Raw genomic sequence first — 25416 nt, 5'->3', positions numbered from 1 at the left:
ATCCCCCCGCACACAGGGTGGTCGACCGCAAGCTCGCCGAAGAGGACTGCCGGCGCCCGGGCGGGTCAATTCTGCCGGCAGGCGGTCCGACACGCCGCAATGGCTACACTTGCCAGGAATATATGACCGTGCACAATTCATTTGATACGTTTTCGGCCATGGCGACGTTGGTGGACGTGACGATGAAACTCACCGCCGACCGGTCGGGGCGCCGCCCTGACGCGTCCCCGCTCCCCGGGCCCGGCCCCGTGTCCGCGCGTGGACGCGGCCGCAGACGGCGCTGCGCGCCCCGGGCGGTCTGCGCCGCGGTGCTCGCCTTCGTGTCCGCGCTGGCCTGGGCCGTGGCCGGTCCGTCCCCTCTCGCGCGGGCCGCGGGCGAGTGCACGGCGAGCCTGTGCGTCCTCAGCCCGAACGCCGCGAACGCCCTGTACGTCCACCCCGGAAGCCTGCAGGTCACCGGCAGTATTCTGGTCAACTCGACGAACAGTCAGGCCGCTCTCGTCAGCGGCACCACCACGGTCATCGCGAGCGGCGGCACCATCGGCGGCCCGGCGGCGCCGGCCGGCTTCGCCGCCTCGGGCGGCGGCGCGTACAGCCCGGCCCCGACCAACCAGGCCGCCGGCACCGACCCGTACGCCGCCTTGGCCCAGTGCCCGGCCGCCACGGCCTGCCCCACCACACCGGCCGCGCCCTACCCCACCGTCAACCACGTCACCGGGAACCAGACGATCAACCCGGGGGTCTACACCAGCATCACGAACCTGGGCGGCACCCTCACCCTCAACCCCGGCACCTACGTCATCACCGCCACCGTCGGCATGACGATCTCCGGCGGGAAGCTGGTCGGCACGGGAGTGACGATCTACCTCGCCTGCCCGTCCTACCCGACCGCGTGCGCGGCGGGCACCAGTGGTGCGGCCTTCACCGACCAGACCGGCGGCAAGACCACGCTCAGCGCACCGACCACCGGGGCCTTCTCCGGCATGACGTTCATCGCCGACCGCAACAACACCGCGGGCGTCGCGGTCTCGGGAAACGGCACGCAGATCACCGCAGGCGGCGCGATCTACACCGCCGCCGGGAAGCTGTCGGCCGCCGGCGGCGGCAAGGCCAGCTTCACCCGCGCGGTCGTGGACACCATCGAGACCAGCGGCAGCAACAGCACCCAGATCAGCGTCATCCCCAACAACGGCACCCTGTCGATCACCCTGCCCACCACCGCTTCCCTCGGCAGCGCGGCGCCCGGTGGCACCCTCAGCGCAGGCCTCGGCCAGGTGACCATCACGGACCAGCGAGGACTGGCCAACAGCACCTGGACCGCGACGGTGTCCGCCACCAACTTCACCACCGGCACCGGCGCACCCGCCCAGACCATCACCACCGCGAACGTCTCCTACTGGTCCGGGCAGGCGACCAACGTCAACGGCACCGTCATCGTGACACCGGGCCAGTCCGACGCCACCGGCAAACAGGCACTCAGCAGCTCGAGAACCGCCTTCAGCTCCACCGGCAACGGGAACAGCTCGGCGAGTTGGACCCCCACAGCGGTGGTCACGATCCCCGCCGCCGCCGTGGCCGGCACCTACACCGGCACCGTGACCCACTCCGTTGCCTGACGCCCCCGCGCCGACGCGCCCGCCGGCCACTGTGCCGACGGGCGCGGGAGCGTGGCCTCAGCCCGTTCATCGGCGGCGCATCACCCTGTAGCCGAACGCGGCCAGGACGATGACGGCCAGGGCGACGGCGGAGATGCCCGGTGCCATCGAGGCGGAGTCCACCGCGTCCGGGGTGACCGGCGCGCCGGCGGCGGGGCCGGCGGGGAAGGTCACGGTGGCGGTGACGGTGTGCCGGACCATGCCGCTGGCCAGGGTGAGGCGGACCTTCCACGGGCCCGCCGGGAGCTGCCGGTCCAGCAAGACCGTGACACGCCCGGTGTCGCCGATGCCGAGGGTGGTGCCGAGGTTCACGGGGAAGGGACCGGCGCTGAGCGACCCCGGCCCCTCGGACACAGACACCGATCCGGTCATGTCGAGGGCGCGCGCGCCGGTGTTGCGGACGGTCGCCACCACCTCGGGGGTGCCGTCGGGGGCACGGGCGGGAGTCACCTCCCCGATCCGGAAGTCGGACGGCGGCTCGCCCCCGGGGCCGACGTCGAGGTAGATCCGTACTCCGACCCTGTTGACCACGCGGACGTTCCCGGCCGGATCGGCGGGACCCGCGACCTGCGCCCACACGACGGCGTACCGCTCGCCGGCGGACGCCTTCGGCGGGACCCGGACGCTGACGTCGACCACGGCCGTGCCGTGCGCCGGGACGTCGCGCACCAGGGAGCGCGGCGCCGGCGGCCCGCTCGCCCCGTCCTCGCGCGCGGTGCCGCACTCCCCGGGGGCGGCGGATGCCGCCTTGCTCGCGGCGCAGTCGTCGACCGAGACCCAGGTCGTGAGCTCGTTCGGGGTGCGGTCGGGTTCGACGGTGAAGGTGCCGCCGTCGATCTCGGCGGAGGCGGCGTAGAGGTCGACGCGCTGGTCGGTGTCGGAGGTGTTCGTCACCTGCAGCCTGCGGTGGATGACGGTGCCGGGCGCGAGATGGTCGACGATGTACATGTGCGCGCGGGGGTCGGCTTCCCGGCCGCGGGGCGCATCGAGGAGCTTGAGGCCGATGCTGCCCCCGGTGGACGGCGCCGCCTGGACGGGGCGGGCGGCTGCGGCGGCACCCGGGCCACAGGCCAGCGCGAGCACCACCGCGGCCGCGCTCAGCGCACGCGCCGGGCTAGGCGATCGAATGTGTCACCGTCCCGGTGTAGGTACCGTTCACCGCGGCGGCGGGGAGCGCGACGACGATCGTGGGGTTCCACGTGGCGGAGTTGTTTCCGGTACCGCCGGAGAGGCTGAAGGCGGTGCGGCTGCTGCTGAGGGTCTGGGCGTTGCCGGCCGTGGCCTGGCCGGGGGTGAAGGTGCCCGTGCCGGTGGTGGCGGTCGCCGCCCCCGACCAGTAGGAGACCGCGCTGTTCGGAACGGTCTCCGCCGGTGTGCCGCCGCCCGTCGTGAAACTGGTGGAGGTCACGGACGCGACCCAGGAAGCGGTGAGCAGGGCGCGGGCGTCGGTGGCGGTGACGGCGCCCAGCTGCGCGCTGACGGTGTTTCCGGGCAGCCCGGCGCCCAGGCTCGCCGAACTCGGGACGGAGATCGAGAGTGCTCCGCCCGAGACGGAGAACGTGACCGTCGTGTCGGCGGCGTTGGCCACTCCGGCGACGGCGACGACGGCCGCAGCGCCGGCGGCCACGGAATATCGGATACGCATGGACTTTCTCCTTCTCGGCCAAGTATGGACAGCAGCGATTTCGAATGCCTCCCCGTCGGCGACCCAGATAATTATCCGTATAAGCATGGCATCGAAACGCCTCGTCGCCCGTCCGGCTGGGCACTGTCCTGAGGCCCGGTCGGGCCTGGCGACGAACGTATCATCAACCCCCGTGAACCGCCGACGAAAATACGTTCTTTCGGGCCCCGAGTCCTCGCCTGAATCCGCATCGGGAAAGTTCTTCAAGTATCACTTGTCGCACCTTGACCCGGATTGCTGAAAATTCTGGGATATCACCCGTATCACTGTTTCCCCGCCGGCTCGGCGGGGATTGTGCGTGCGCGGCGCGATCGCGTGAGCGGTCTCAGGTCCGCGCGCCCTCGTGTCGCGCAGTCCGGCGGCCGCGCGGGTTCCTACCCCCGCGAGCCGGGCGCTGGCGGTGGCGCGTGCCCGACCCGACCCGGCGCCCGGGGTCGCGGTGTCCTCATCCGAAAGGTGTCCCATGTCCCACCGTCCCAGCCGTCTCAGGCGGCTCTGTCGTGCGCTCGCCGTACTGGCCCTGACGGGCGCCGTCTGCGCGCCCAGCACCGTCGCCTTCGGTGACGCCCCGATCCGCCCCGCTCCCGTGCGGCCGTGGGTGAAGTCCTGTCTGCGGCACGGGGGGCCGGGGGGACTCCTGGACTGCCTCGCCCGGCACGGCGGCCGGCCGGGCAGGCCGCCGTCGCAGACCCACCGGATCACCTCCATCACCGAATGGGCGACGCCCACCTCCTCCTCGGGCCCGGCCGGGATCACCGCGGGGCCGGACGACGCGCTGTGGTTCACCGAGAACTCCGCGAACGCGGTGGGGCGCCTGACCACGGGCGGCTCGTTCACCGAGTACGCGGTGCCCACCGGCGGCGCCGGACCGGCCGGGATCACCGTCGGGCCTGACGGTGCCCTGTGGTTCACCGAGTCGAACACCGACAAGATCGGCCGGGTCACCACCGGCGGCTCGTTCACCGAGTACACGCTGCCGACCTCCGGCGCCTACCCGTGGGGCATCACCGCGGGTCCCGACGGCGCCCTGTGGTTCGCCGAGCCCGGCGCCAGCAACATCGGCCGGATCACCACCGGCGGCACGATCACCGAGTACGCGGTCACCACCGCCGCCTACCCGCTGAGCATCACCACCGGCTCCGACGGCGCCCTGTGGTTCACCGAGGTGCTGAACGGCAGCATCGGCCGGATCACCACCGGCGGCGCGGTCACCGAGTACGCCGTCCCCGCCATGGACTCGCTGCCCATCGGCATCACCGCCGGGCCGGACGACAACCTGTGGTTCACCGACGCCGGGGCTTCGCAGATCGGGAAGGTCACCACCGGCGGATCGTTCACCGGTTACAGCCTCACCGACGTCGTCTTCCCGTTCCCGTGGGGCATCACCAACGGCCCGGACGGCGCCCTGTGGTTCACCGAGAACCTCGGCAACGACATCGGCCGGATCACCACCGGCGGCACGATCACCGAGGCGGCGATCACGACGTCCGACTCGAACCCGCTGGAGATCGCCACCGGATCCGACGGCGACCTCTGGTTCACCGAGAACTCCGCAAGTCAGATCGGACAGGTCGCTCCCTGACCGAGCAGCCATCCGGGCGGCAACAGGGAACCGCCCGGATGGTGGGAGCACCGGTTCGGGCGGTGGGAGCAGCCCGGACCGGTGGGAGCGCCGCCGACCGGCCCCGTGACGCGGGCTCACCGGCAGACGGCGACCCGACGGGGGGGGGACGGCCGGCCCCTCCCCGCGGCCGGACATCAACGGTCGGACACCAACGGCCGAACAACCCCGCCTCGTAGGAGGGGGAAGCCCGGTCGCGGAAGACCGGCACGCCGATCGAGCCGTACGCGGCGGCTTGATGACGACGGGCAGGCCGAGGCGCGCCGCAACGTCCGTGCTGCCTGCGAGCATACGGATCGTGAAGCGATCCGACGATCTCCTGGCAGGGCTGGACGACATCGACCGGGCGGCCTTGGGACACGCCTACGGCAGCGCCGAAGACGTGCCCGGCCGGCTCCGGACGGTGTGCGGACCGGACGATGAGGCCCGGGAGAACGCCTTCCGCAGCCTGTTCGGCAACATCTTCCACCAAGGCAGCCGGTACTCGGCCTCTCCGTACGCCGTGCCGTTCCTCACCCGGATCGCCGTCGCAGGCCGGGCTGACGCCCGAGTCGACGCGCGGCTGCTGCTGACCCGTCTGGCCGTCGACCGGCACGACGAGTACGACCTCCCGCTCGGCATCGGCACCGCCGCGTGGCGCGCCGCGGCCATCAGCCCCGAAGAGTCCATGCGCCGGTACGAAGAGCAGATCGCCGCCGAGACCGACGAGGAGCGGCTGAAGAAGCTGCGCGACGGACGGGCGTACTGCGCGGCGGGGCACCCCGTCGACGCCCACGAGGGCGCACTGCGCTCCTACGACGCGGTCCGCGCCCAACTCCCCGTCCTGCTCGAACTGCTCGGCGACCCGGCCCCGGAGATCCGCACCAGCACCGCGTACCTCCTCGGCTGGTTCCCCGAAGAGGCCGAAGCAGCCCTGCCCCCGCTGCTGGCCCGCCTCGACGGCGAGCACCCGGCCGCCGCGCCCGCCCTGCCGCCGGCGCAACGTGTCGCCGCCGAGCTGGCCGCCTTCAGCACCGGGCCGGTCCCCGAGGCCGCCACCGCCCACCATGCGGGCGACCTGCACAGCTACACCGTCCGCAGCCTGCTGTGCCTGATGGGCGCCGCCGAGGATCCGAACGGGATCCTTCTGGAGATCGTCCGCGCTCTGCCCCGTATCGAGGAGACCGAAGTCGTGCCCCGCCCGCTGGCGCTCCGCGCCGGGAACCTGCTGGAAGCCCTGTTCGAACCCGCGGACACCGCACCGGTGTCCTCCGAGCTCTCTCCCCTTACGGGCCTTCAGCGGATTTCCCCACCGTCTCGCTTCGCATAACCGTGCACGTAGCGGGCATTAGGCGATCAAAACGACGAGAGGACGGGCGACGCAGTGTTGGCGCCGGACAGCGACTGGAACCGTGATGCGGCATGCCGCTTCCCCGACCCGGACGATCTCTTCGTGGACGGAGCCGCCCAGAACCGGGCCAAGACGGTCTGCGGCGCTTGCCTCGTGCGGACCGAGTGCCTCGCCCACGCCCTCGACCACCGCGTCGAACACGGAGTCTGGGGTGGAATGACCGAACGCGAGCGCCGTGCCCTGCTGCGCAGCCGCCCCACCGTTGCCTCCTGGCGTGCCCTGCTGGAAGCCGCAAGAAGCGAACACGAGCGCCAGGCCTGCGACATGGCCCGCGCCGGCTGACCGCGACACGGTTTGGCATCGGCCGCGGGGGCGAGGCACCACTCCCCCCGCGGCCACCAGCCCCCCGAAGCCGCCATGGCCACGCCGCACCAGCGCGGCGTGGCCCCCTTCTCCCCCAGGCGTACCAACCCAGAGCGCCAGGCCGGTCGCCCGGCGCCCCGCTGACCTCCGAGTGTCTGCCGCAGGGACTGAGCAACGGATGCGTCTCGCCGTCAGGGCCGGGTCCGCCGAAGGCCGCTCGGCCGAAAGTGCCAGCCTCAACAACCGAGGCCGGGGTGGCGGTGTCAGCTGGCGGCCGCACGGAGGATACGGCCGCGCGAGGCCGCCGCCTCGGCGCGCAGCGCGGGCAGGTCGGCGTCCAGGAGGCGGCCGGCCCACTTGCGGATCCGTCCGGCGATCAGGACGGTGTCCACGTTGCGGGTGTCGCAGCCGAGGACCACCGTCCCGGTGGGGTCGTTCAGCGGCAGGTTGTTGATCTCGTCCGCGGTGAGGAGAATTAGGTCTGCCTGCTTGCCGGGAGTCAGTGAGCCGGTGGTTTCCCCGAGGCCGCAGGTGTGTGCACCCTGCAGGGTGGCGAAGTCCAGGACGTCCCCGGTGCGGATGCGGGCGGGCACCGGGCCCGGGGCGCCCGATGTGTGGGCGGCGTTCACGGCCCGCATCCGCTGGATCGCCAGGAGGGCCCGCATCTGGGTGAACATGTCGCCGGCCAGGGCGACTTCGACGTCGATGCTCAGGCCGGGGCGCACCCCGACGGCGAGTGCCTCGTCGATGGCGGGTACGGCGCTGTCCAGGCCGATCTGCGGCTCGGAGGTGGGCGCTAGCGAGACCGTGGCTCCGGTCGCCGCGATCGTCCGCCAGGCGTCCTGGCTCAGGCCGGTGGCGTGGATCAGCTGCACCTGTTCGTCGAGCAGACCCGCCCGCGCCCAATCGAGGATCGCCTGCGAGGACGGGGCACCGAACACCGCGTCCACGCTCACACCGATGCCGAGTTCGCGGGCGGTGCGGGCAAGGCCCGGTCCGTGGGCGAGTCCGGGGCCGGCGATCTCGTCGGTGGCGAGGGCGGCGAGGCGGAAGGTGAGCAGCGGATGGGCGAAGCGGTCGCGCAGCCTGGCGAGGTCGGCCGGCCACTGCCGGTCCCAGGCGCCGAAGTGCGGTGCCATCGCGGCGTGGATGCCGCGGATGCCGGTGTCGAGGAGGGCTTGGACGGCGGCGTCGGAGTGTTCTGTGCTTCGGGAGTTGTGGGAGAAGTCCAGCATCGTGGTGATGCCTGCGTCCACAGCGCCGAGTGCGGCCAGTCGGGTGCCTGTGTACATGTCCTCGGGCAGGTAGGCCGGGGCGCAGCGGGCGAGGGTGGTGGTCAGGTAGCCGGCGAGGTCGTCGACGTCGGGGATGGTGCGGCGTAGTTGGGCCTGCCAGGCGTGGCGGTGGGTGTCGACGAAGCCGGGGAGGAGGAGGGTGCCGGCGGCGTCGACCACGATGGCGTCGTCGGTGGCGCCGGCGGACTGCAGGTCGGGGGCGACGGCGGTGACGGTGCTGCCGGTGACGAGCAGGTCGCCGCGGTCGAGGGTGCCCAGGGCCGGGTCCATGGTGAGGATCGTGGCGCCGGTGAACAGGATGCGGCGTGCCGGGTGGTCGGCGGTTTGCCGCAGGCGGTCGAGGAGGGCCGGGCGGGAGGTGTCGGTCGGGCGGTGAACAGGATGCACAGAAGTCCGTTTCGAAGGCGGGCCGAGTGGTGGGGCATGCGGCGGCCGGTGCCGGCTCGGCGGGCCGGGCAGGGTGCGGATCGGCTCCCGGCCGAGCCCGCCGGCTGGCGGGGTGCGGCCGGCTCCCGGGGTGGCCGGCGCAGTGCCCCGTGCTCCAACGTGGCAGGCTGCGGGACGGGCTTCCAGGCCGGGGTTCACCGGGGGTGCGCCCCACCGTGGGTGCGGGGTTGCCTGGGTGTGGTGCACCCCCTCTCACGGCTTCTGCCGGTCGGGGTGGGGCCCGTAGCCTTCGGCCATGCACACCGACCTGTCCCCGCGGCGCGACAATGCGCTCGGAGAGTACCTGCGGGCCCGCCGAGCCCAACTGGCCCCGGACCGGGCGGGGGTGAGCGCGGTCGGCCACCGGCGGGTGCCGGGCCTGCGCCGGGAGGAGGTCGCCCGGCTCGCCGGGGTCAGCACCGACTACTACACCCGCCTCGAACAGGGCCGGGAGCGTAACCCCTCACCGCAGTTGCTGCAGGCAGTCGCACGCGCGCTCGGCCTGGACGGAGACGCCGTCGAGCACTTGGCCGGCCTCGCCGCACCACCTGCCCCCCAGCGACGGCGCGCCCGCGAAGGGGCCGTGCCCGCGCTGCGGCAACTCGTGGCGGCCCTGCCCACACCCGCCCTGGTCGTCGGCCGGACACTGGACGTCCTGGCGCTCAACCCGCACGCCGCCGCCCTCTACCGCGGGTTCGCACAGGTGGACAACCTGGTGCGAATGACCTTCCTCGACAAGGCCGCCCGGTCCTTCCACCAGGACTGGGAAGCGGCCGCCCGAGCCGCTGTCTCGTCCCTGCGCAGCGCCGCCGGCAGAGACCGCCACGACCTCCGGCTGGCCGTCCTCGTCGGTGAACTCTCCCTCCACAGCCACGACTTCCGTGTCCTGTGGGCACGGCACGACGTCCACAGCAAGTCCGCCGGCACCAAGTCGCTGCACCACCCCGAGGCCGGCGACCTCGAGCTGGCCTACGAGACACTCACCCTCAACAGCGACCCCGACCAACGGCTGGTGGTGTATCAGGCCGTGCCCGGCAGCCCGTCCGCCGAACGCCTGGCACTACTGCAGGCACCGACCGGGCCTGCGGGATGAGCGAGAATCACCCGAGCCACCGACCTCCGCCACCGTCTGCGGATCTGGATCAGATCTCGACTCGGCGGGCCGGGGCCGGCTCGAGGGCCGAGGCCAGGATCAGGGCCTCCGCCCGGTCGGACGGGACCGGCCGGGAGAACAGGAAGCCCTGGCCGAGCGGGCAGCCCATGGAGATCAGCAGCTCCTGCTGGGTCGTGTTCTCCACGCCTTCGGCGATCACCTTGACTCCAAGGGTGTCCGCCAGGTGGGTGATTCCCTCCACCAGGGCGTACTGCTGCGGGGAACGCCCGAGCTTGTCGATGAACGACTTGTCGATCTTGAGTATCGAGATCGGGAACTCGCGCAGGTAGCTCAACGAGGAGTAGCCGGTTCCGAAGTCGTCGATCGCGATGCGGATACCGAGGTCGGTCAGATCGTGCATCACGGTCCGGATGCGGTCGTCGTGCCTCATCAGGACGGTCTCGGTCAGTTCGAGGATCAGGCTGGACGGCTCGATGCCGGACAGCTCCAGCGTGTGGTGCACCGCGTCGAGGAAGCCGTCGTCCCGGAACTGCCGCGGTGAGACGTTGACACTCACGTATGGCGCGCCGGACCGTGCGTCGGGGCCCCAGGGCCCCGGCAGCTGCCGCCAGCGGACCTCCTCGGCCGCCGCCTGTCCGAGCACCCAGGCACCCAGGGGGACGATCTGGCCGCTCTCCTCCGCCAGGGTGATGAACTGTTCCGGGAACACCATGCCCCGCGACGAGTGCGGCCAGCGGACCAGCGCCTCGAACCCGGCGATCCGCCCGGTAGGGAGTTCTACGATGGGCTGGTAGAGGACCACGAACGACGTTTCGACCGGCGAACTGTCGAGGCTCTCCTGGAGCTGGTGCCGCTCGGCCATGCCGCTCTGGAAGGCCGGCTGGTACCCGCGCCACTGGCGCTTGCCGGCCGTCTTCGCGGCGTACAGGGCCAGGTCGGCGTGGGTCAGGAGTTCGACCGAGTCGATGCTGTCCTCGGTGGTGGCGATGCCTACGCTCGCGTAGACGCTCACCGGCCCGACGCTGAGGCGGAACGGTTCCGCGAACACGCTGATCACGTGGTCGGCGAAGGTCTCGACGTCCCCGCGCGTCACCGAGTCCTGCACCAACAGAGCGAACTCGTCACCGCCGATGCGGGCCGCGGTGTCGGACGCCCGGACCGTCGAGGACAGCCGCAGCGCGACGGCGACCAGTAACTCGTCGCCCACGCTGTGACCCTGGATGTCGTTCACGACCTTGAAGTCGTCGATGTCGACGAAGAGCACGCCGACCACGGTGCCTTCGCGCTGGCTCTGGGTCAGCGCGTGGGAGACCCGGTCCTGGAACAGCACGCGGTTCGCGAGGCCGGTGAGCGAGTCGTGGAAAGCCTGGTGGGTGAGTTCGCGTTCGAGCATGCGCTGCTCGGTGACGTCCCGGAGGGTGAGCACCAGGCCGCCGACCGTCGCCTCGGTCCGCAGGTCACTGCATCTGACCTCCACCTCGATGACTGCGTGGTCGACGCGTGTCATCCGCCAGTGGTCACGCCTGCCCTGGCAGTCGCGGATCCGCATCTGTGCAAGGGTGTGGACCACCGAGCCGGTGTCCTGTGGGGCAATCAGGTCTGTCAGCTGCACTCCTTCCAGCGAGGGATGGCCGAGGACTTGGTCGGCCGACGGGCTGGCATACCGGATCCTGTCGTCGTCGTCGAGGATCAGGATGACGTCGGAGGCGTTCTGCACCAGGGTCCGGAAGTAGGCTTCGCTCTTGCGCCGGTCGACCTCTTCGCTGAGGGCGATCCGTTCGATCGCGAGGGCGGCCTGACCCGTCAGCGTGACCAGCGCGTCTTGCAGGACGACGAGGTGCTGCTCGTCCCCGGCCACGATCAGCGCCCCGGTGCCGGGGTCCGCGGAGCCGCGTGGCGCGGTCTGGTCCTCCGGGCGGTCCGGCAGAGCCAGCGGGCAGACCAGGGCGCCGGGTGCCGTACTGAGTTCCGCGGCGAGGTCCTCCTGCAGGCCGGCGCGGCTCACCAGACGGGCCCGGCCGGTCCGCGTCAGGTCCTGCACGGCCCGGGCAGTCTCCGGGGACGACTCGCGGCGCTCCCCGTCGTCGGTGCGGATCAGCCACAGGACGTCGGTGTCCCTGATGGCGAGCAGTGCACTGTGGCTCTGGTCGTCCGGCAGCAGCGAGGCGACGGCGGTGCGGACCGCGGCGGCCGTATCCCGGATGTCGGTCGCGGACCCCAGTGCGGCAACGGCGATGCGCAGCGCCCGTTCCCTGCCCACGGCCTGCCGGTGGGTCGCCGCGACGCCGGCCAGCCGGTAGAGCACCAGCGCGAACAGGACGGTCGAGAAGGCTCCGATCACGCCGACGTTCGTAGTGACTCCGCGTGCGGCCTGCAGCAGGAGCATGGCCGGTGCGATCAGCGAGGCGAGCGTGAGCAGGCCCAGGCGGCCGCGCGCGGTGTCGGCGCGCCACCTGACGGGCTGGGTCAGCGTGACCATGGAAGGGTGGATGGCGGCGGCGCCCCAGGCGCCGTAGAACAAGGCCCAGCCCAGTTCCACCGCCGAACCCGTGTGCCAGCTTCCGTGCAGTTGGATGAGGGCGTACAGGATGTCGGAGGTGAGCAGACCGACCGTGCCCACCGCGAGCAGCACCAGGGACGGGCTCTTGCCGCCGCGGGGGGCGAGCAGACGGAGCAGGACTGCCAGCACGAGGATGTCCCCGAGCGGGTAAGCGACGGAGATCGCCTTCTGGAGCCAGGTGAGACCGGCGACGTGGGTGTAGGGGACGATCAGGTAGACCCAGGACAACAGGGCCAGGCCGGCCGTGAGGATCAGTGCGTCGATGAGACTGGCCCGGTCGCGCCCGGCCGAACGCCAGCGGACGAAGCCCAGCAGCCCTACCGCGTACAGCCCGTACGTCGTGAGGTAGAAGGCGTCCGCGAGTGACGGGAACGGGTTCTCCTCATGCAGGAACTGGATCAGGACGATCTGGGTCGCTTCGCCCGCTGCGAAGCTGAGGTTCGCCGCGGCGAGCACCAGCCAGGGCAACTGATGGGACGGACGGTTGACGAAGACACCTACCAGCATGCCGATGACACCGGCCAGTCCGATTCCGACGAAGATCAGCCGCTGGTCCGGGAACGCGTAGTAAAGGGCCGTGAGCAAGGCCACCGATACACCGAACCCGCTCATCAAGGGGATCCAGCGCCGTTGGGTATTCAAAACCCTGCCACCTCCGACGCGCCGCGCGAGGAAGTCCCGACTGGGGAATTTTTCGGCACAAACCCATCCTCAGTATACCCACTTCACGGAATCCATACGCACACGGACGGTAGCTGCCGGCGCCTGCGCGACGTCGTGACGCGCTGTCATGTCGCCTCCGACCGGGCGCCCGCCCTTCGGGGCCCCACCCGGTCGAGAGTCCGCACCGGCCCCGTCGCCGCGACCCCGCGTGATGGAGACTGACCGGTGCTCAGTTCCTCTCGGAGCGACCGGGCCGAGGCCACGGTGACTGATCGTGACTCCCGGTCAGCCCGGTTGACCGGCGGTCGGACGGGAGCCCTGGTTTGCGGTCTCGGGGTGTTGGCCCTTGGCTGGAGGTATCCGGTCCGGCGCCTCCGAGCCGGTGGCCCCCGCGGGTCCGCCTGTTCCGAGCACCGGCCCGGTGGTGAGGAGGGCGTATGGGCTGGCTTCGCGGCCGGTGCAGCCGCCGCGACGACGCATGGTGGGCGTTCCTGGTGGCCGGCACCGCGATGATCGTGGCGTTCGCGCTCACGCCCTCCTCCGTCCGCTTCGTCCTGCCCGTGATGCTGTCGGCGGCGACGTGCCCCGCGATCGTGGCGGGTGTGCGCATGCACGGGCCGGCCCCGGCCGCCGCCTGGTACGTGCTAGCCGCGGGCACGGTCCCTTACGCCGCCGCGGACGCGGTCTGGGGGGCGTACCAGGTGCGCGGGGAGGAGGTGCCGTTTCCGGGGCCGGTCGACAGCCTGTACCTCGTCGCCTATCTCCTGTTCGCCGCCGGTCTGTTGATGCTCACAGCCCGCCCGGCCGGCCGGGCGGGCTGGGCCGGTCTGCTGGACGCGGGAATCGTCACGCTGGGATTCGCCACGTTGTCCTGGGTCTTCATCCTCGGCCCCTACACCCGTAGCCGGCTCCCCCCGTTGTCACTCGCCGTGACGGTGGCCTATCCGGTGACCGACTTGGTCCTGCTGTGCCTGGCGGCCCGTCTGGTGCTGACGGCGGGCCCCCGCGGCCCCTCCTTCCTGTTGCTGGTCGGCTGGCTGGTGACGACCCTTGGTGCCGATGCCCTGTACTACGGGACGGTGGCGACCACCGGGAGCGCGATCGGGGAAAGCGTCTCCGAGGTGGGCTGGATGGTCTCCTATGCCTGTCTGGGGGCAGCGGCTCTGCACCCGTCGGTGGCCCGGAAGGTGCCACCCCAGGAGAGCGGAACGCTGGTCCTCTCCCGTCCCAGGCTGGCAGCCATGCTCGGGCTCACCCTGGTGGGGCCGGCGATCGTGGTGTGCAACGTCAGGGGGGTCAGGGACGACGCCACGCACATCGCGGTCCTGGTGGGCATCATGGCCGCACTCGCCGTGCTGCTGGTGCTGCGCGTCAGCCTGCTGGCCCACTACGCCCAGGCCAGAGCGGCCGAGGCGCGTGGGAGGGCCCGGGCCCTGGAGGAGTCGCTGCGCGAGCAGTCGGTGCTCCAGCAACGGCTCAGCCACCAGGCCTTCCATGATCCGTTGACCGGCCTGGCCAACCGGCTGCTGTTCGAGGAGAGGCTGGAGACAGTGGTCCGGCGGCACCCGGTCCCGCCGTCCGCCGGGCTGCTCCTCCTGCTGGACCTCGACGGTTTCAAGGACGTCAACGACACCCTCGGCCACCCGACCGGTGACAAGCTGCTGATCGCCGCCGCTCACCGGCTGCTGGGCGGCGTGCGCGGCGGCGATCTGGTCGCCCGGCTGGGCGGCGACGAGTTCGCGGTGGTGGTGGAAGAGCTCGGCGAGGACGACCTGGGCGAGTACGTCGAGCGGATCCTCGGACAGTTCAGGGACCCGTTCGTCGTCGGTGACCACCGCTCGATCGAGGTGACCGCGAGTGTGGGCGCCCGGCTGATCCGGGAGCCGACCGGGGCGACGGACGCGCTGCGGGACGCCGACGTCGCGCTCTACGTGGCCAAGGCGGAGGGAAAGAACCGCATGGTGCTCTTCGAGCCGCACATGCGGCACACCTCCCGACTCCGCGCCCGGATGGAGGATCCCCTGGGGAGCGCGCTCAGCCGTGACGAACTGCTGGTGTACTACCAGCCGGTGGTCGAGCTGGCCACGGGCGACGTGGCCGCGGTGGAGGCCCTCCTGCGCTGGGCACGGCCCCACGGCGGGCCCGTCCCGCCCGACGAGTTCGTCCCGGTCGCCGAGGAGACGGGCGCGATCATTCCCATCGGCGCCTGGCTGATGCGGCAGGCGTGCCTTCAGGCCCGCCGCTGGCACGAGGTGCTCCCCTCGCATCGGGAGATCTACATCCTGGTCAACGTCTCGGATCGCCAGCTACGGGACCCGGGGTTCGCCGACTCGGTGGCCGACGCTCTCCGGGAGAGCGGGCTGGATGCAGGCTCGCTGGTTCTCGGGATCAGGGAGGGCACGTTCAGCGGCAACGGGGAGGCCGCCGCGGCCCAGCTGGCGACGGTCCGCGGACGGGGTGTCCGCATCTCCGTCGGCGGCTTCGGGTCCGGAGCCGTCCTCACCCGTCTGCACGACGTCCCGGTCGACGTCTTCAAGATCGACGCCAGCGTCGTGCGGAGTACCGGAACAGCCCGGGACGACCTTCTGCTGCGGGCCATCGTCGACCTCGGCCGCGGCCTCGGCCTGGACATCGTCGCGGAAGGTGTCGACACCCGTGAGCAGGCCGACCGCCTCCGCGCCCTCGGCTGCCCCCAGGCCCAGGGCCTCCGCTTCGGCCGGCCCATGACGGGGCGCGTGATGGAGAGGCGCCTCCTGGCGCGGTCGAAGGGCCTGCCCCGACCGAACGCCTGACACGCTTCGGTTGTCCTTGGATTGAATCGTCGGCCTATCCGGCGGCGCCGTTCGGCGCGTGACCGGCCAGCCGACTGCGACCTGATAGCCCAGCTAGAGGCAATACCGGTGATTCAGGATGTTTTGTCGCATTTGGAGTGGGCCTTGGTCGGGGCGGCCAGGTGCACGGTGGGTGTGTGGGGACGGGGCGGGTCGTGGTGTTCGGTGCGTTTGAGTGCCCGGTTGGACATCTTGCGTTTGATCACGCGGGGGTTGTAGCGCAACCGCCGTGCAGGCACCAGTCGTTCGGTGATCTCACGCCGGCTGCGGGTAATGGCCCGGGCGAGTCGGAGGGGGAAAGCGCCGTCTGCCCGGTGACGTGGCGTACGCCCCCAGCCCTCCACAACGAGTGACCACCGCTCGCACCACCTACACCTCCGTACCACCGGGATTGCCTCTGAATGAGCCCTTTCAGATCGCTCACCGAACGGGCGACGGAGCCGAGGCTGCAGTCGGTGTCACCGACTGCAATCTCGCTGGTCCCGGCAGCCATCAACGTCCTTTCGAGCGCGGGTTGAAAGGGCTCGATGACATGGGGTGTCCGACCCCCGGCCCTCACCGCCGACGATGTCCGTTCCGCTCCGCGGCCGGACGCTGCCGCCTGCCCAGCTGAGGTTCGATTTCCGTTCAGCTTCTCCCGCCACTCGACGCCGACACCGGCGGCCCCACCCGTCGTACGCCGGCCGTGCGGACCGCGCGGCCGTTGACGGAAACCCTGACGCGCCGTGGCTGCCCACCGTGCGCGAGGGTGACGGCGCCCGCTCCCCCCACCCGGCTCCCGCCCCGCCCTCGTCACCACAACCTTGTCCCCGGACGGTACAACGGAGCGTGGTGGGAGACGTCCGGTGAAGGGTGACGGAACGTCAACGGGCCTGCGGCCCGGCCGCCACTCCGCGTCAGCCCTCTGCCGTCCGCCGTGTCGCACGCCCCACCGGCCGCTCCTAGCATGGAGCTGGGACTGCCCGTACCTGCTGCCGGAAGAGCGGGAGCGACTCCTGAGCAGCGCCCGTCCGCGAGCCGGCACCCCGCTCGGAGCGCCGGCCACGACGTCGGCCGCTCACACCATCCACGGCTCGCTCACTCCCGCCGGCTCGCCCCGAGGAGGGACGATGGCATCCATTCTTGTGGCCGACGACGACGCCGACATCCGTGACCTCGTGGCCTACAAGCTCACGCAGTCCGGCCATCAGGTCATCGTGGTCGACGACGGTCTGACCGCACTCAAGGCCGTCCGTGAGCGCACCGTGGATCTCGCCCTCCTCGACATCAGGATGCCCGGGATGTCAGGTCTGGACGTCTGCCGGGAACTGCGGGCCGCGCCGGAGACGGAGAGGTTGCCGGTGATCCTGCTCACCGCCCGATCACAGGAGTTCGACGTCGAGACCGGCTTCGCGGCCGGTGCCGACGACTACATCGTCAAACCGTTCAGCCCGCGTGAACTGAGCAGCCGGGTGCAGGCGGTTCTGGCCAGGGCGGCCCGATGACCGGCCGGGAGGTCATCAACGACAGCCTGCAGGTGCTGGTCGGGTCGGCCGTGGTGCTACTCGTCCTCATCGTGTGCGTGCGGGCCGTCCGGCGGGCGCGGGAGCGCCACAGGCAGCGGACGGCCGAGCCGCTCCGGGTCCTGCTGCTCGAACTCCTCTGTGCGGAGGGGGACGAGGCTGCGGGAAGCCTCCGGGCGCTGTCCGCACTCGACGACCGAAGCTGGGCGGCCGTCGAACCCACGGCGCGGACCATCCTCGCGAAGGTGAGCGGACACGCCAGGACCTCGCTGGTGGGCCTGTTCGAGCAGCGGGGAGTTGCCACGCGGGCGATGGCGGACCTGGGGCGGCGCGGGTCGGTCCGGAAGGGCCGGGCCGCGGAGGTGCTGGGGCTGCTGCGGCACCGGGCGGCCGCCCCACGGCTGCGCGTCCTGCTCTTGGACGCCGACCCTGAGGTCCGAACGGTCGCCGCCCGGACCCTGGGCCACATCGGGGATCCTGCGAACGTCCCCGCCCTGCTGAATTGCCTCCACGGCCCCCACCCCGTCCCGCCCGCGGTCGTGCTGCAGGCGCTCACGGCATTCGGGGCCGCCGGACACGACCAGGTCGCCGCCGGTCTGGACGATGCCGAGCCGCTGGTGCGGGCGGTGGCCGTCGAGACTCTTGGAGCCACCGGAGGCGTGGTGTGGACTACCAGGATCGCGGCCGCGCTGAGGGCGGACCCGCACATCGAAGTGCGGATCCGGGCCGCGCGTGCCCTGGGCGCCCTCGGCACGCCGGCCGGCCTGGAGCCGCTGCTGGACGCGGTGCGGCGGGGCCAACCGGAACCGCTGCGCGTCGTGGCGGCCAGGGCGCTGGGCCGTCTGGGGGCATCACGTGCGGCCCCACGCCTGGGGGAACTGCTCGACGACCCCGTCCACCGCGTGGCCTCGACCGCGGCCCGGGCGCTGCTGCACGTCGGGCCGACCGGGCGCGACGAACTGCGCCGAGCCGCCGACGGGGCCCGCGGCGTCCCCGCGGTCGCTCATGCCCGGGCCGTGCTCGCGGAGGCGGCGATCGGTGAGGAAGGCACACGCTCTGCCGCCGGGCCCGCGGCGGTGGGATCATGACCCCACCACTCGCGGTGGCCGGCACGGCCGCGTTCGGCCCGGCCGCGTCGACGGCGAGCGGTGCACACGACATGCTGCTGCAGGTGATCGCCGTCAGCAACGTCCTGGTCCTCGGATACTTCCTGGCGATCAACACCGGCTATCTCACGCTGGTCGTCATCGCGGCCGGCGACTTCGTCCGGCATCTGCGCCGTATGCCGTTCGCCGGCTACGACGACGCCTCCGCCAGTCCCTTCACGCTTCCGGTGTCGCTCATCGTGCCCGCGTACAACGAGGAGGCCGGGATCGTGGACGCGGTGCAGTCGCTGCTCCTGCTGCGCCATCCCTCGTTCGAGGTGATCGTGGTCGACGACGGTTCCACCGACGCCACCCTCGACCGGCTCCGCGGGGCCTTCGACCTCGTTGAGGTGCCCCGTGTCGTCTCCACCGAGGTGCCCGTGCGCGGCGCAGTGGAGTCGGTCCACCTGTCCAGAGGCGGCCCGGTGCCGCTGATCGTGGCTCGCAAGCGCAACGGTGGCAAGGCCGACGCCCTCAACGTCGGCATCAATCTGGCCCGCTATCCGCTTCTCTGCATGGTCGACGCGGACTCGATCCTCGACTCGCAGGCGCTGCTCTCGATTTCCAAGCCCTTCTCCAACGACCCGCTGCGGGTGGTCGCCGCCGGAGGTGTGATCGGTATCGCCAACGGCTGCACGGTCGTGGCCGGCCGTGTCGTGCGGGTCCGCATGCCCCACCGGCTACTGGCCAAGATCCAGACGGTGGAGTACGTGCGGGCCTTCCTGCTCGGCCGGACCGGCTGGTCACGGATCGGCGGCCTGCTGGTGATCGCCGGAGCTTTCGGGATGTTCCGGCGCGACGCCGTGGTCGCGGTCGGCGGGCTCGACCCGGACTGCCTCGGCGAGGACGCCGAGCTGGTCGTCCGGCTCCACCACTACCTGCGTGGGACGGGCCAGGACTACCGCATCGTCTTCGTGGGCGAGCCCATCTCGTGGAGCGAAGTCCCGGAGACCCTCCGGGTGCTCGGACGCCAGCGACGACGCTGGCACCGCGGCCTCACCGAAGTCCTGCTCAAGCACCGGGACATGATCGGCAATCCCCGGTACGGCCGGGTCGGGACGGTGGCTCTGCCCTTCTACGTGCTCTTCGAACTGTGCGCACCGGTCGTCGAACTCGCCGGGCTGGTCCTGGTACCGCTGGGCCTGCTGATCGGGGCGGTCGACCTGGAGTTCCTGTGGCGCTTCCTGCTGGCCGCCTACGGCTATGCGATGGTGGTCAGCCTGCTGTCACTGCTCGCCGAGGAATACGCCTTCCATCGCTACAGCCGCTGGCGGGACATCGGTTCCGCCGTGCTGGGTGCAGCGGCCGAGAATTTCGGATACCGGCAGTTCACGGCCTGGTGGCGGGTCCGGGGCATCTGGGACGCCGCCCACGGCGCTCCGAAGGTCTGGGGAGTCATGACGCGCCGTGGCTTCGCCGCGAGCCCGACCGAAGAGGACCGGTGATGAGCGGCTTTCGGCGTGCTCGATCCGACCGGAGCGACCGGTCCGTCGTCCGGCGGCTCTCCTCGTCCTTCGGCCTGCTGATCGGGATCGTCGGGCTCGCCGACGAGAACGACCGGCTGCGGCGTCTCGACGCCGAGCGCGACCGGCTGGCCGCGGCGGCGCGGCAGACGGGGATGGGCATCCGGTCCAGCCTCGACCTCGACCAGATCCTCGACGAGGCCGTGCGGGGCCTCGGCGAGGCGCTACGGGCGGACCACGTACTGGTCCTGCTGGCGGAAGACGACAGCGGGCCCGCCGTGCCGGTCGTCCGGGCCTGGAGCACGAACCGCGGCAGCCTTCCGCCGGAGGAGTTGCACCGGCTGCCGTCGGCTCCGGCGAAGACCATCCGAGAGCACTACGCGCAGGACACGAGCTGGTCCCTCGACGATATCCGGCCGTACCTCGCCTCCGGAGCCGCCCTGCCGGGCGCCCCCGGCTCCTTCGGCACCGTCGGGCCGCCGACCGACATCCGCGCCGCGCTGACCGCGATAGGCGTGGTCTCCCTCCTGGTGACCCCTTTCGGATCGGGCATGGAAGCGATGGGCGCGGCGGTCCTCTGCCGCTGCCGACCGGGCGACGTCTGGCTGCCGATGGAGGTCGAGGCCGTCGAATCGATCGCGGCGGGACTCGGCCGTGCGGTGCGCCGGTCCAGGACCTACCGTCAGGAAACCGAACTCGTGGACCGGCTCCAAGCCCTGGACAAGGCCAAGAACGACTTCCTCTCCACCGTCTCGCACGAGCTCCGCACCCCGCTGACCAGCATCGTCGGCTACGTCGAACTACTGGCGAACGACTCCGGCCCGCTCAGCGACGACCAACGGCACATGCTGAAGGTGGTGGACAGCAACGCGGCCCGGCTGCGCAACCTCATCGAGGACCTGCTCACCATCTCGCGGATCGAGTCGGGCGCCTTCACCTCCGAACGGCTGCCGATCGACCTGCGTCGACTGGTGAACTCCTCGGTCGAGGCGATACGACCCGCGGCATCCGCCGTCCCGGTGACCCTCCGGCAGGTGCCTGCCGAGGACGACCTGATCGTCCTCGGCGACGCCCCCCAGCTGGACCGCGTCCTGATGAACCTGCTCACCAACGCCGTCAAGTTCACCCCGCCCGGCGGACTGGTCACGGTCAGCACCTGCTGCCGGAACGGAGAGGCGGTGCTGACCGTGGGTGACACCGGGATCGGCATCCCGGAGAAGGATCAGAAGGACCTCTTCCACCGATTCTTCCGCGCCTCCAACGCCACCGAGCGCGCCATTCCCGGTACGGGCCTCGGCCTGGCGATCGTGCGGAGCATCGTGACCAACCACGAGGGCCGACTGGAGATCCGATCGACCGAGGGCGAAGGCACCACCGTCACCGCCCGCCTCCCGCTGCTCCCGGACGTGCCAGGCTCGGGGTAGTCGCTCCTGCCCGCGAGCAACGGGACGCTTGCGGCAGGTGGCGGGACCGCCGGGAAGTGATCGGCGGTGCCCTGCACCGGGTCGGAGGGGCGTGCGGAGGTGCAACCTGCCGGAGCGGTCGGCCTGTGGAAGACCCTCCACCTGCGGCTCCGACCTACTCGGAGAGCGTCCTGTGGTCGCGGTGCGCCACCGTGTCGTCCGGCGTTCGCACCTCCGTGCCGCCGCCCTCATAAAGGTCCCGAACCTGACGGCAGGACAGGTGGAAACCGGCTGGTCAGGTCGGCCGGTCGGCCGCGGCCCGTCAGCCCGAAGACCTGGCCCGGATGGATTCCAGGGCGCTGCAGGTCTCGCGTAGCAGATCGGGCAGCCGGTCGGCCAGCGGGTCGGCTTGCGACAGTTGGTCGGTGCGGGCGAGATCCTCGAGTTCGGCAGCGCATCGGGCGAGGTCATGGGCGCCGATATTGCTGGCGGCGCCCTTGAGGGCGTGGGCCTGGTCCACGGTATCGGCCGGGTTGTCGTGGTCGACGGCTGTGAGCAGCGCATCGGCGAGCAGCGGAGCCTTGCGGAGGAAGGAGTTGGTCAGCCGTGTGATCAGCTGCTGGCTGCCGGGGGCGTTGTCGCCGCTGATCTCGTCCAGCCGTTGCTCGATCCCCTGGCGGAGCCCGGGGACGCCCGCCGCGGGATCGCTCGTCGCGTCCGGGTCGGCCCGGGGCGGTTCGTTCCCCGCCCATCGGGCCAGGGCTTCTCGGAGTGCTGTGACGGCGATGGGTTTGGAGACGTAGTCGTCCATGCCCGCGGCCAGACAGCGTTCGCGATCCTCCGGAAGGATGCTCGCGGTCATGGCGATGACCGGCAGACGGGGGCCGGAGCCCTCGCGACGGCGGAGTTCCATGGTGGCGGCGTAGCCGTCCATGTGTGGCATGCGGCAGTCCATGAGCACGGCGCGGTAGCGGCCTGTTGCCGCCATCTCCAGGGCCTCGATTCCGTCGTCGGCGACGTCGGCGCTGTAGCCGAGCTGTTCGAGCATGCCCAGGGCCACGGTCTGGTTGATCTCGTTGTCCTCGACGAGCAGGACGTGGGCACGGCGCGGAGCGGAAGCCCGTGCGCGGGCGGGTGCGCGTACAGGGGGCAGGGCTGCCTGGGCGGTGGGTTCCGGGGCCATGAGCCGGGCGAGGCAGTCGTGGAGTTCCGACTGCCGGACGGGTTTGGACAGGCTGTCCCGGATCCCGGCAGCGCGGAGTTCCGCGGTGGGCGCTGCCGTCCCCGAGGTGAGAAGCAGCAGGCGCACGCTGGCCAGGTCGGGGTCGGAGGTGATGTGGCCGGCCAGTTCGATTCCGCTCATCCCGGGCATGTGGTGGTCGATGACCGCCAACTCGTACGGGGTGCCCGCAGCGGCCGCGCGGTGCAGTTCGACCAGGGCCTGTGGGCCGCCGTCCACGGTGGCGGGCCTCATGGACCAGCTGTGCATCTGCTCGTGGAGGATGAAGCGGTTGGTCGCGTTGTCGTCGACGATCAGGACGTGCAGCCCGCGCAGGGAGCTGGGTCGGGGAGCCGGTGGTGGCTGTTCCCCTGTCGCGGGTTCGTGCAGGGGGATGGTGAACCAGAAGGTGCTGCCGTGGCCCGGTTCACTCTTCACACCCATGGTGCCGCCCATGGCGTCGATGAGCCGTCGGCAGATCGCGAGGCCGAGTCCGGTCCCGCCGTAGTGCCGGGTGGTGGAGGCGTCCGCCTGGGCAAAGACGTCGAACATTCGTTCCTGGTCGGCGGGGTCGATGCCGATGCCGGTGTCGACCACCTCGAAGTAGGCGTCCGCTGCCTGGGGGCGGGCCCGGATGACGACCTCTCCTTCATGAGTGAACTTCACGGCGTTCGAGGCCAGGTTGAGAAGGATCTGCCGCAGCCGTGAAGCGTCCGCCCGCAGCGCGATGGGCAGGTCCGGGTGGCAGTCGGCGAGTAGTTCCAGGCCCTGGGCGGGCGCGGTCTGCGCGACGAGGGTGACGACCTCGTCCACCAGGGGGTGGGGATCGAACACCACCTCCTCGAGAACGAGCTTGCCTGCCTCGAGTTTGGAGAAGTCGAGTATGTCGTTGATCAAGGTCAGCAGGGCCCTGCCGGCGTCATGGATACCCTCCGCGTAACGGAGTTGTACCGCATCCAGGTCGGTGTTGAGCAGCAGCTCGGACAGTCCGATGACGCCGTTCATCGGAGTGCGGATCTCATGACTCATCGTGGCCAGGAACTGGGACTTGACCCGGGTTGCCTCCATCGCCTGGTCACGGGCATCGGAGAGCGCCTGCTGAACGCGCCTGCGTTCGGTGATGTCGCGAACGAAGGCGTTGAAACAGCGGGTGGCTCCCAGTCGCATCGGCCACACCGCCAGCTCGACGGGGATCTCGTGCCCGTCCCGGTGGAGCGCGGTGATTTCGATCTGCCGGCCCAGGATGTGGGGCTCACCGCTGGCCAACACGCGTTGAAGGCCCTGGATGTGGGCGGTCCGGTAGCGCTCTGGGATGATCGTCTCGGTCAGCGGACGGCCCAGGGCCTCTTCGCGGGTGAAGCCGAACAGCTTCTGGGCACTTGGATTCCAGTCGATGACCAGACCCTGCTCGTCGATGGACACGAAGCCGTCATTGGCACTGTCGATCACTGAGCGGGCCCGCTCCTGCAGCGCCCGCAGCAGCTCACCACGCCCCCGCTCCCCGCTCTCCCGGAAGAAGCCCCGTACCTCGAGCGGCTGGCCGGCTTCGCCACGCACGACCCACAACGTCGACTCGACCCAGCGCAGGGTGCCGTCGCCGCGACGCACGCGCAGGGCCACGGTGGCCCGACCCCAGCCGACCAGGTCCCGCTCGGCGGCCTGGAGATCCTCCTGATCCTCCGCGTCCACCCAGTCCCCGACGAACGTCCCCACGACCTCATCGGCCGGACGTCCCAGCAGTTCCAGCGCCGGTGCCGAGACCTCGAGGAACACTCCCTCGAGCGTGCGGCGGAAAACCATGTCCGGAGAGTTTTTTGCTAACAGCCGAAACCGCTCGTCGTCCGCGTCGAGCATCTGATGGCCTTGGAACAAGCTCCTGTTGTCATCCGCCATGTCCACCAACACCTCCAGCACTCTCGCGCCCGATGTGCCGCAGCCGGCCCCTTCCCAGCGTGAAACGCCCAGCGCGCGGGATGCAACCGGGGCGCCTGATGTTTCGGTAGCGGACCGGGGCGCGGAGCGACCGACCGTCACGACGTTCTTCACTCCGTGAGCTTCTCGACCTTGCAGCAGGTCGTGATCTTGGTGTGGGGCGGTTCTACACCACGGCCGCCTCCCAGGCGCGGACGACCGTCGTGATTCGTCGGGGCGGGCTGACCTGACCCCATGAGGGCCGGGCCCCTTCCGTGCTCAGCCCGGCGGTGCCCATCGTTCGGGTAGGGACGAGCTGTCGCGCGTCAGACTTTGTGGAGGTCGCGGGCGGTCGCCCCCCCGATGCGGGTGCCACTGGTAGCAGTTGCCGATCTTCATGACCGGACACGGGGAGCGGTTCTTCTCGTCGCACCGTGTCAGGCGTAGGCTCCGCAGGTCGCCGCGCACCAGGAGTTCACGGTCCTTGCGGACGACCTCTGCCGGGAGGTTGCCGGTGCGGGTCCAGTGCACCTGGTCGATGAGTGGGGCTTTCGGGTCGACGGTGTGCCACACCGCGGTGATGCCGTCCGAGCGGCGATCCGGCCACGCTTCCGCATGGCCTGCGCCGTGATGTACGACAGCTGAGGCCCGAAGCCGAACAGACGTCCCCCGGCCCCGGCGACGAGGACGTCGGTGCGCCGCTTGCCGTCCTTGGTGCGGGCCTCGACCTGGACGCCGTGCCCGCCCGCCTCCGCGGCTCGCGCGCACCGTTCCTTGCATGCCTCGTGCTCGCCGGAGAGGACCACCCCGGTGCGGTCGAGGCCCGCGAACGCGCCGAGGACCGGGAGTAACCTCCGCACGGTCGACGCCGACCCTTGACAGGTGAGCACCAAGATCCCCGACAGAGTCGGGCCGAAGGGGCCGCTGATCCCGTCCGCCGCTACGGCAATCCGCCGATTCTACTGCCGAACAATCGGATGGGCATCGGCCACGCCTGGACAAATTGGGTGAGCGGCTTATGGCGCCGAAGGAACGTCATTCCGTCGCGGGCCCTCCGTCCGACACCGGCCGCCTTCACCAGGGCCGGAGCCTCCATTGACAGCCGATCACCCTGATTCACGAGGGGTCCGGTCGTTTTCGCCGCTCTCCGACAGTTGGGTTGCGTGGCGATTCGAGGTAGTCAGCAGATTTCCCGACGCTCCGCCATTCGGGTGATGGCCCATCAGGAGGG

The 25416-nt window shown here is 71.0% G+C and carries 15 protein-coding genes; 10 read left to right on the top strand and 5 right to left on the bottom strand.

The genetic code is table 11. The features are described from left to right. Window positions 1–248: 248 nt before the first annotated feature. A complete protein-coding gene (locus AB0O09_RS27125; RefSeq protein WP_363545559.1) occupies window positions 249–1616 on the top strand; it encodes a hypothetical protein in 1368 nt (455 codons plus the stop codon). A gap of 66 nt (window positions 1617–1682) precedes the next feature. Here the strand turns inward: AB0O09_RS27125 and AB0O09_RS27120 are convergent, their stop codons facing one another. Both AB0O09_RS27120 and AB0O09_RS27115 read right to left on the bottom strand, forming a co-directional pair. Next, on the bottom strand, window positions 1683–2741 hold the full coding sequence (locus AB0O09_RS27120) for a peptidase (protein WP_363545557.1): 1059 nt from the start codon (window positions 2739–2741) through the stop codon (window positions 1683–1685). A 28-nt stretch (window positions 2742–2769) separates the two neighbouring features. After that, window positions 2770–3300: a hypothetical protein gene (locus tag AB0O09_RS27115; RefSeq protein WP_363545554.1), complete on the bottom strand. Its 531-nt coding sequence runs from the start codon at window positions 3298–3300 to the stop codon at window positions 2770–2772. 502 nt (window positions 3301–3802) lie between these two features. On the opposite strand from AB0O09_RS27115, the gene AB0O09_RS27110 reads away from it, so the two are divergent. From AB0O09_RS27110 to AB0O09_RS27100, 3 genes are all read left to right on the top strand, one after another. Further along, window positions 3803–4921: a virginiamycin B lyase gene (locus AB0O09_RS27110; RefSeq protein WP_363545553.1), complete on the top strand. Its 1119-nt coding sequence runs from the start codon at window positions 3803–3805 to the stop codon at window positions 4919–4921. Window positions 4922–5258: 337 nt separating this feature from the next. Continuing rightward, a complete protein-coding gene (locus tag AB0O09_RS27105; RefSeq protein ID WP_363545552.1) occupies window positions 5259–6269 on the top strand; it encodes a hypothetical protein in 1011 nt (336 codons plus the stop codon). A 57-nt stretch (window positions 6270–6326) separates the two neighbouring features. Further along, window positions 6327–6632 (top strand): WhiB family transcriptional regulator, encoded by a 306-nt coding sequence (locus AB0O09_RS27100; RefSeq protein WP_363545549.1) that lies wholly within the window; start codon window positions 6327–6329, stop codon window positions 6630–6632. A gap of 284 nt (window positions 6633–6916) precedes the next feature. Here AB0O09_RS27100 and AB0O09_RS27095 read toward each other — a convergent pair whose 3' ends face one another. Next, complete coding sequence (locus tag AB0O09_RS27095; RefSeq protein WP_363545546.1) at window positions 6917–8335, bottom strand: amidohydrolase family protein; 1419 nt, start codon at window positions 8333–8335, stop codon at window positions 6917–6919. Window positions 8336–8630: 295 nt separating this feature from the next. Here AB0O09_RS27095 and AB0O09_RS27090 point away from each other — a divergent pair, with 295 nt between their 5' ends. Continuing rightward, window positions 8631–9467 carry a helix-turn-helix transcriptional regulator gene (locus AB0O09_RS27090; RefSeq protein ID WP_363545543.1) on the top strand — a complete coding sequence of 279 codons (837 nt, stop codon included), beginning with the start codon at window positions 8631–8633 and terminating at the stop codon, window positions 9465–9467. Window positions 9468–9516: 49 nt separating this feature from the next. Here the strand turns inward: AB0O09_RS27090 and AB0O09_RS27085 are convergent, their stop codons facing one another. Continuing rightward, a complete protein-coding gene (locus tag AB0O09_RS27085; protein WP_363545540.1) occupies window positions 9517–12639 on the bottom strand; it encodes an EAL domain-containing protein in 3123 nt (1040 codons plus the stop codon). Window positions 12640–13148: 509 nt separating this feature from the next. On the opposite strand from AB0O09_RS27085, the gene AB0O09_RS27080 reads away from it, so the two are divergent. The 5 genes from AB0O09_RS27080 to AB0O09_RS27060 all read left to right on the top strand — a co-directional run bounded on the left by AB0O09_RS27080 (window position 13149) and on the right by AB0O09_RS27060 (window position 21076). Continuing rightward, a complete protein-coding gene (locus tag AB0O09_RS27080; protein ID WP_363545537.1) occupies window positions 13149–15503 on the top strand; it encodes a bifunctional diguanylate cyclase/phosphodiesterase in 2355 nt (784 codons plus the stop codon). A 1148-nt stretch (window positions 15504–16651) separates the two neighbouring features. Continuing rightward, complete coding sequence (locus AB0O09_RS27075; protein ID WP_363545534.1) at window positions 16652–17026, top strand: response regulator; 375 nt, start codon at window positions 16652–16654, stop codon at window positions 17024–17026. Further along, window positions 17023–18132 (top strand): HEAT repeat domain-containing protein, encoded by a 1110-nt coding sequence (locus tag AB0O09_RS27070; RefSeq protein ID WP_363545532.1) that lies wholly within the window; start codon window positions 17023–17025, stop codon window positions 18130–18132. The genes AB0O09_RS27075 and AB0O09_RS27070 overlap by 4 nt, the downstream gene beginning before the upstream one ends. Further along, window positions 18129–19634 carry a glycosyltransferase gene (locus AB0O09_RS27065; RefSeq protein ID WP_363545530.1) on the top strand — a complete coding sequence of 502 codons (1506 nt, stop codon included), beginning with the start codon at window positions 18129–18131 and terminating at the stop codon, window positions 19632–19634. Before AB0O09_RS27070 ends, AB0O09_RS27065 begins: the two co-directional genes overlap by 4 nt. Beyond that, window positions 19634–21076, top strand: coding sequence for an ATP-binding protein (locus AB0O09_RS27060; RefSeq protein WP_363545528.1), 1443 nt, complete (start codon window positions 19634–19636; stop codon window positions 21074–21076). Before AB0O09_RS27065 ends, AB0O09_RS27060 begins: the two co-directional genes overlap by 1 nt. A 301-nt stretch (window positions 21077–21377) precedes the next feature. Here the strand turns inward: AB0O09_RS27060 and AB0O09_RS27055 are convergent, their stop codons facing one another. Then, on the bottom strand, window positions 21378–24320 hold the full coding sequence (locus tag AB0O09_RS27055) for a PAS domain S-box protein (protein ID WP_363545526.1): 2943 nt from the start codon (window positions 24318–24320) through the stop codon (window positions 21378–21380). Between the last annotated feature and the right edge of the window lie 1096 nt (window positions 24321–25416).

Origin of the sequence: Kitasatospora sp. NPDC093679, assembly GCF_040683455.1 — a bacterium.
Lineage (GTDB): Bacteria > Actinomycetota > Actinomycetes > Streptomycetales > Streptomycetaceae > Kitasatospora > Kitasatospora arboriphila.
The sequence above is the reverse complement of the archived record's forward strand: the minus strand, read 5'-3'. Positions and strand labels throughout refer to the sequence as shown.

What these genes read in the sequence shown, in the direction of transcription:
- AB0O09_RS27060 (WP_363545528.1), top strand. Translation starts at nt 19,634, where the DNA reads ATGAGCGGCTTTCGGCGTGCTCGATCCGACCGGAGCGACCGGTCCGTC.
- AB0O09_RS27115 (WP_363545554.1), bottom strand. Translation starts at nt 3,300, where the DNA reads ATGCGTATCCGATATTCCGTGGCCGCCGGCGCTGCGGCCGTCGTCGCC.
- AB0O09_RS27065 (WP_363545530.1), top strand. Translation starts at nt 18,129, where the DNA reads ATGACCCCACCACTCGCGGTGGCCGGCACGGCCGCGTTCGGCCCGGCC.
- AB0O09_RS27090 (WP_363545543.1), top strand. Translation starts at nt 8,631, where the DNA reads ATGCACACCGACCTGTCCCCGCGGCGCGACAATGCGCTCGGAGAGTAC.
- AB0O09_RS27110 (WP_363545553.1), top strand. Translation starts at nt 3,803, where the DNA reads ATGTCCCACCGTCCCAGCCGTCTCAGGCGGCTCTGTCGTGCGCTCGCC.
- AB0O09_RS27080 (WP_363545537.1), top strand. Translation starts at nt 13,149, where the DNA reads ATGGGCTGGCTTCGCGGCCGGTGCAGCCGCCGCGACGACGCATGGTGG.
- AB0O09_RS27075 (WP_363545534.1), top strand. Translation starts at nt 16,652, where the DNA reads ATGGCATCCATTCTTGTGGCCGACGACGACGCCGACATCCGTGACCTC.
- AB0O09_RS27070 (WP_363545532.1), top strand. Translation starts at nt 17,023, where the DNA reads ATGACCGGCCGGGAGGTCATCAACGACAGCCTGCAGGTGCTGGTCGGG.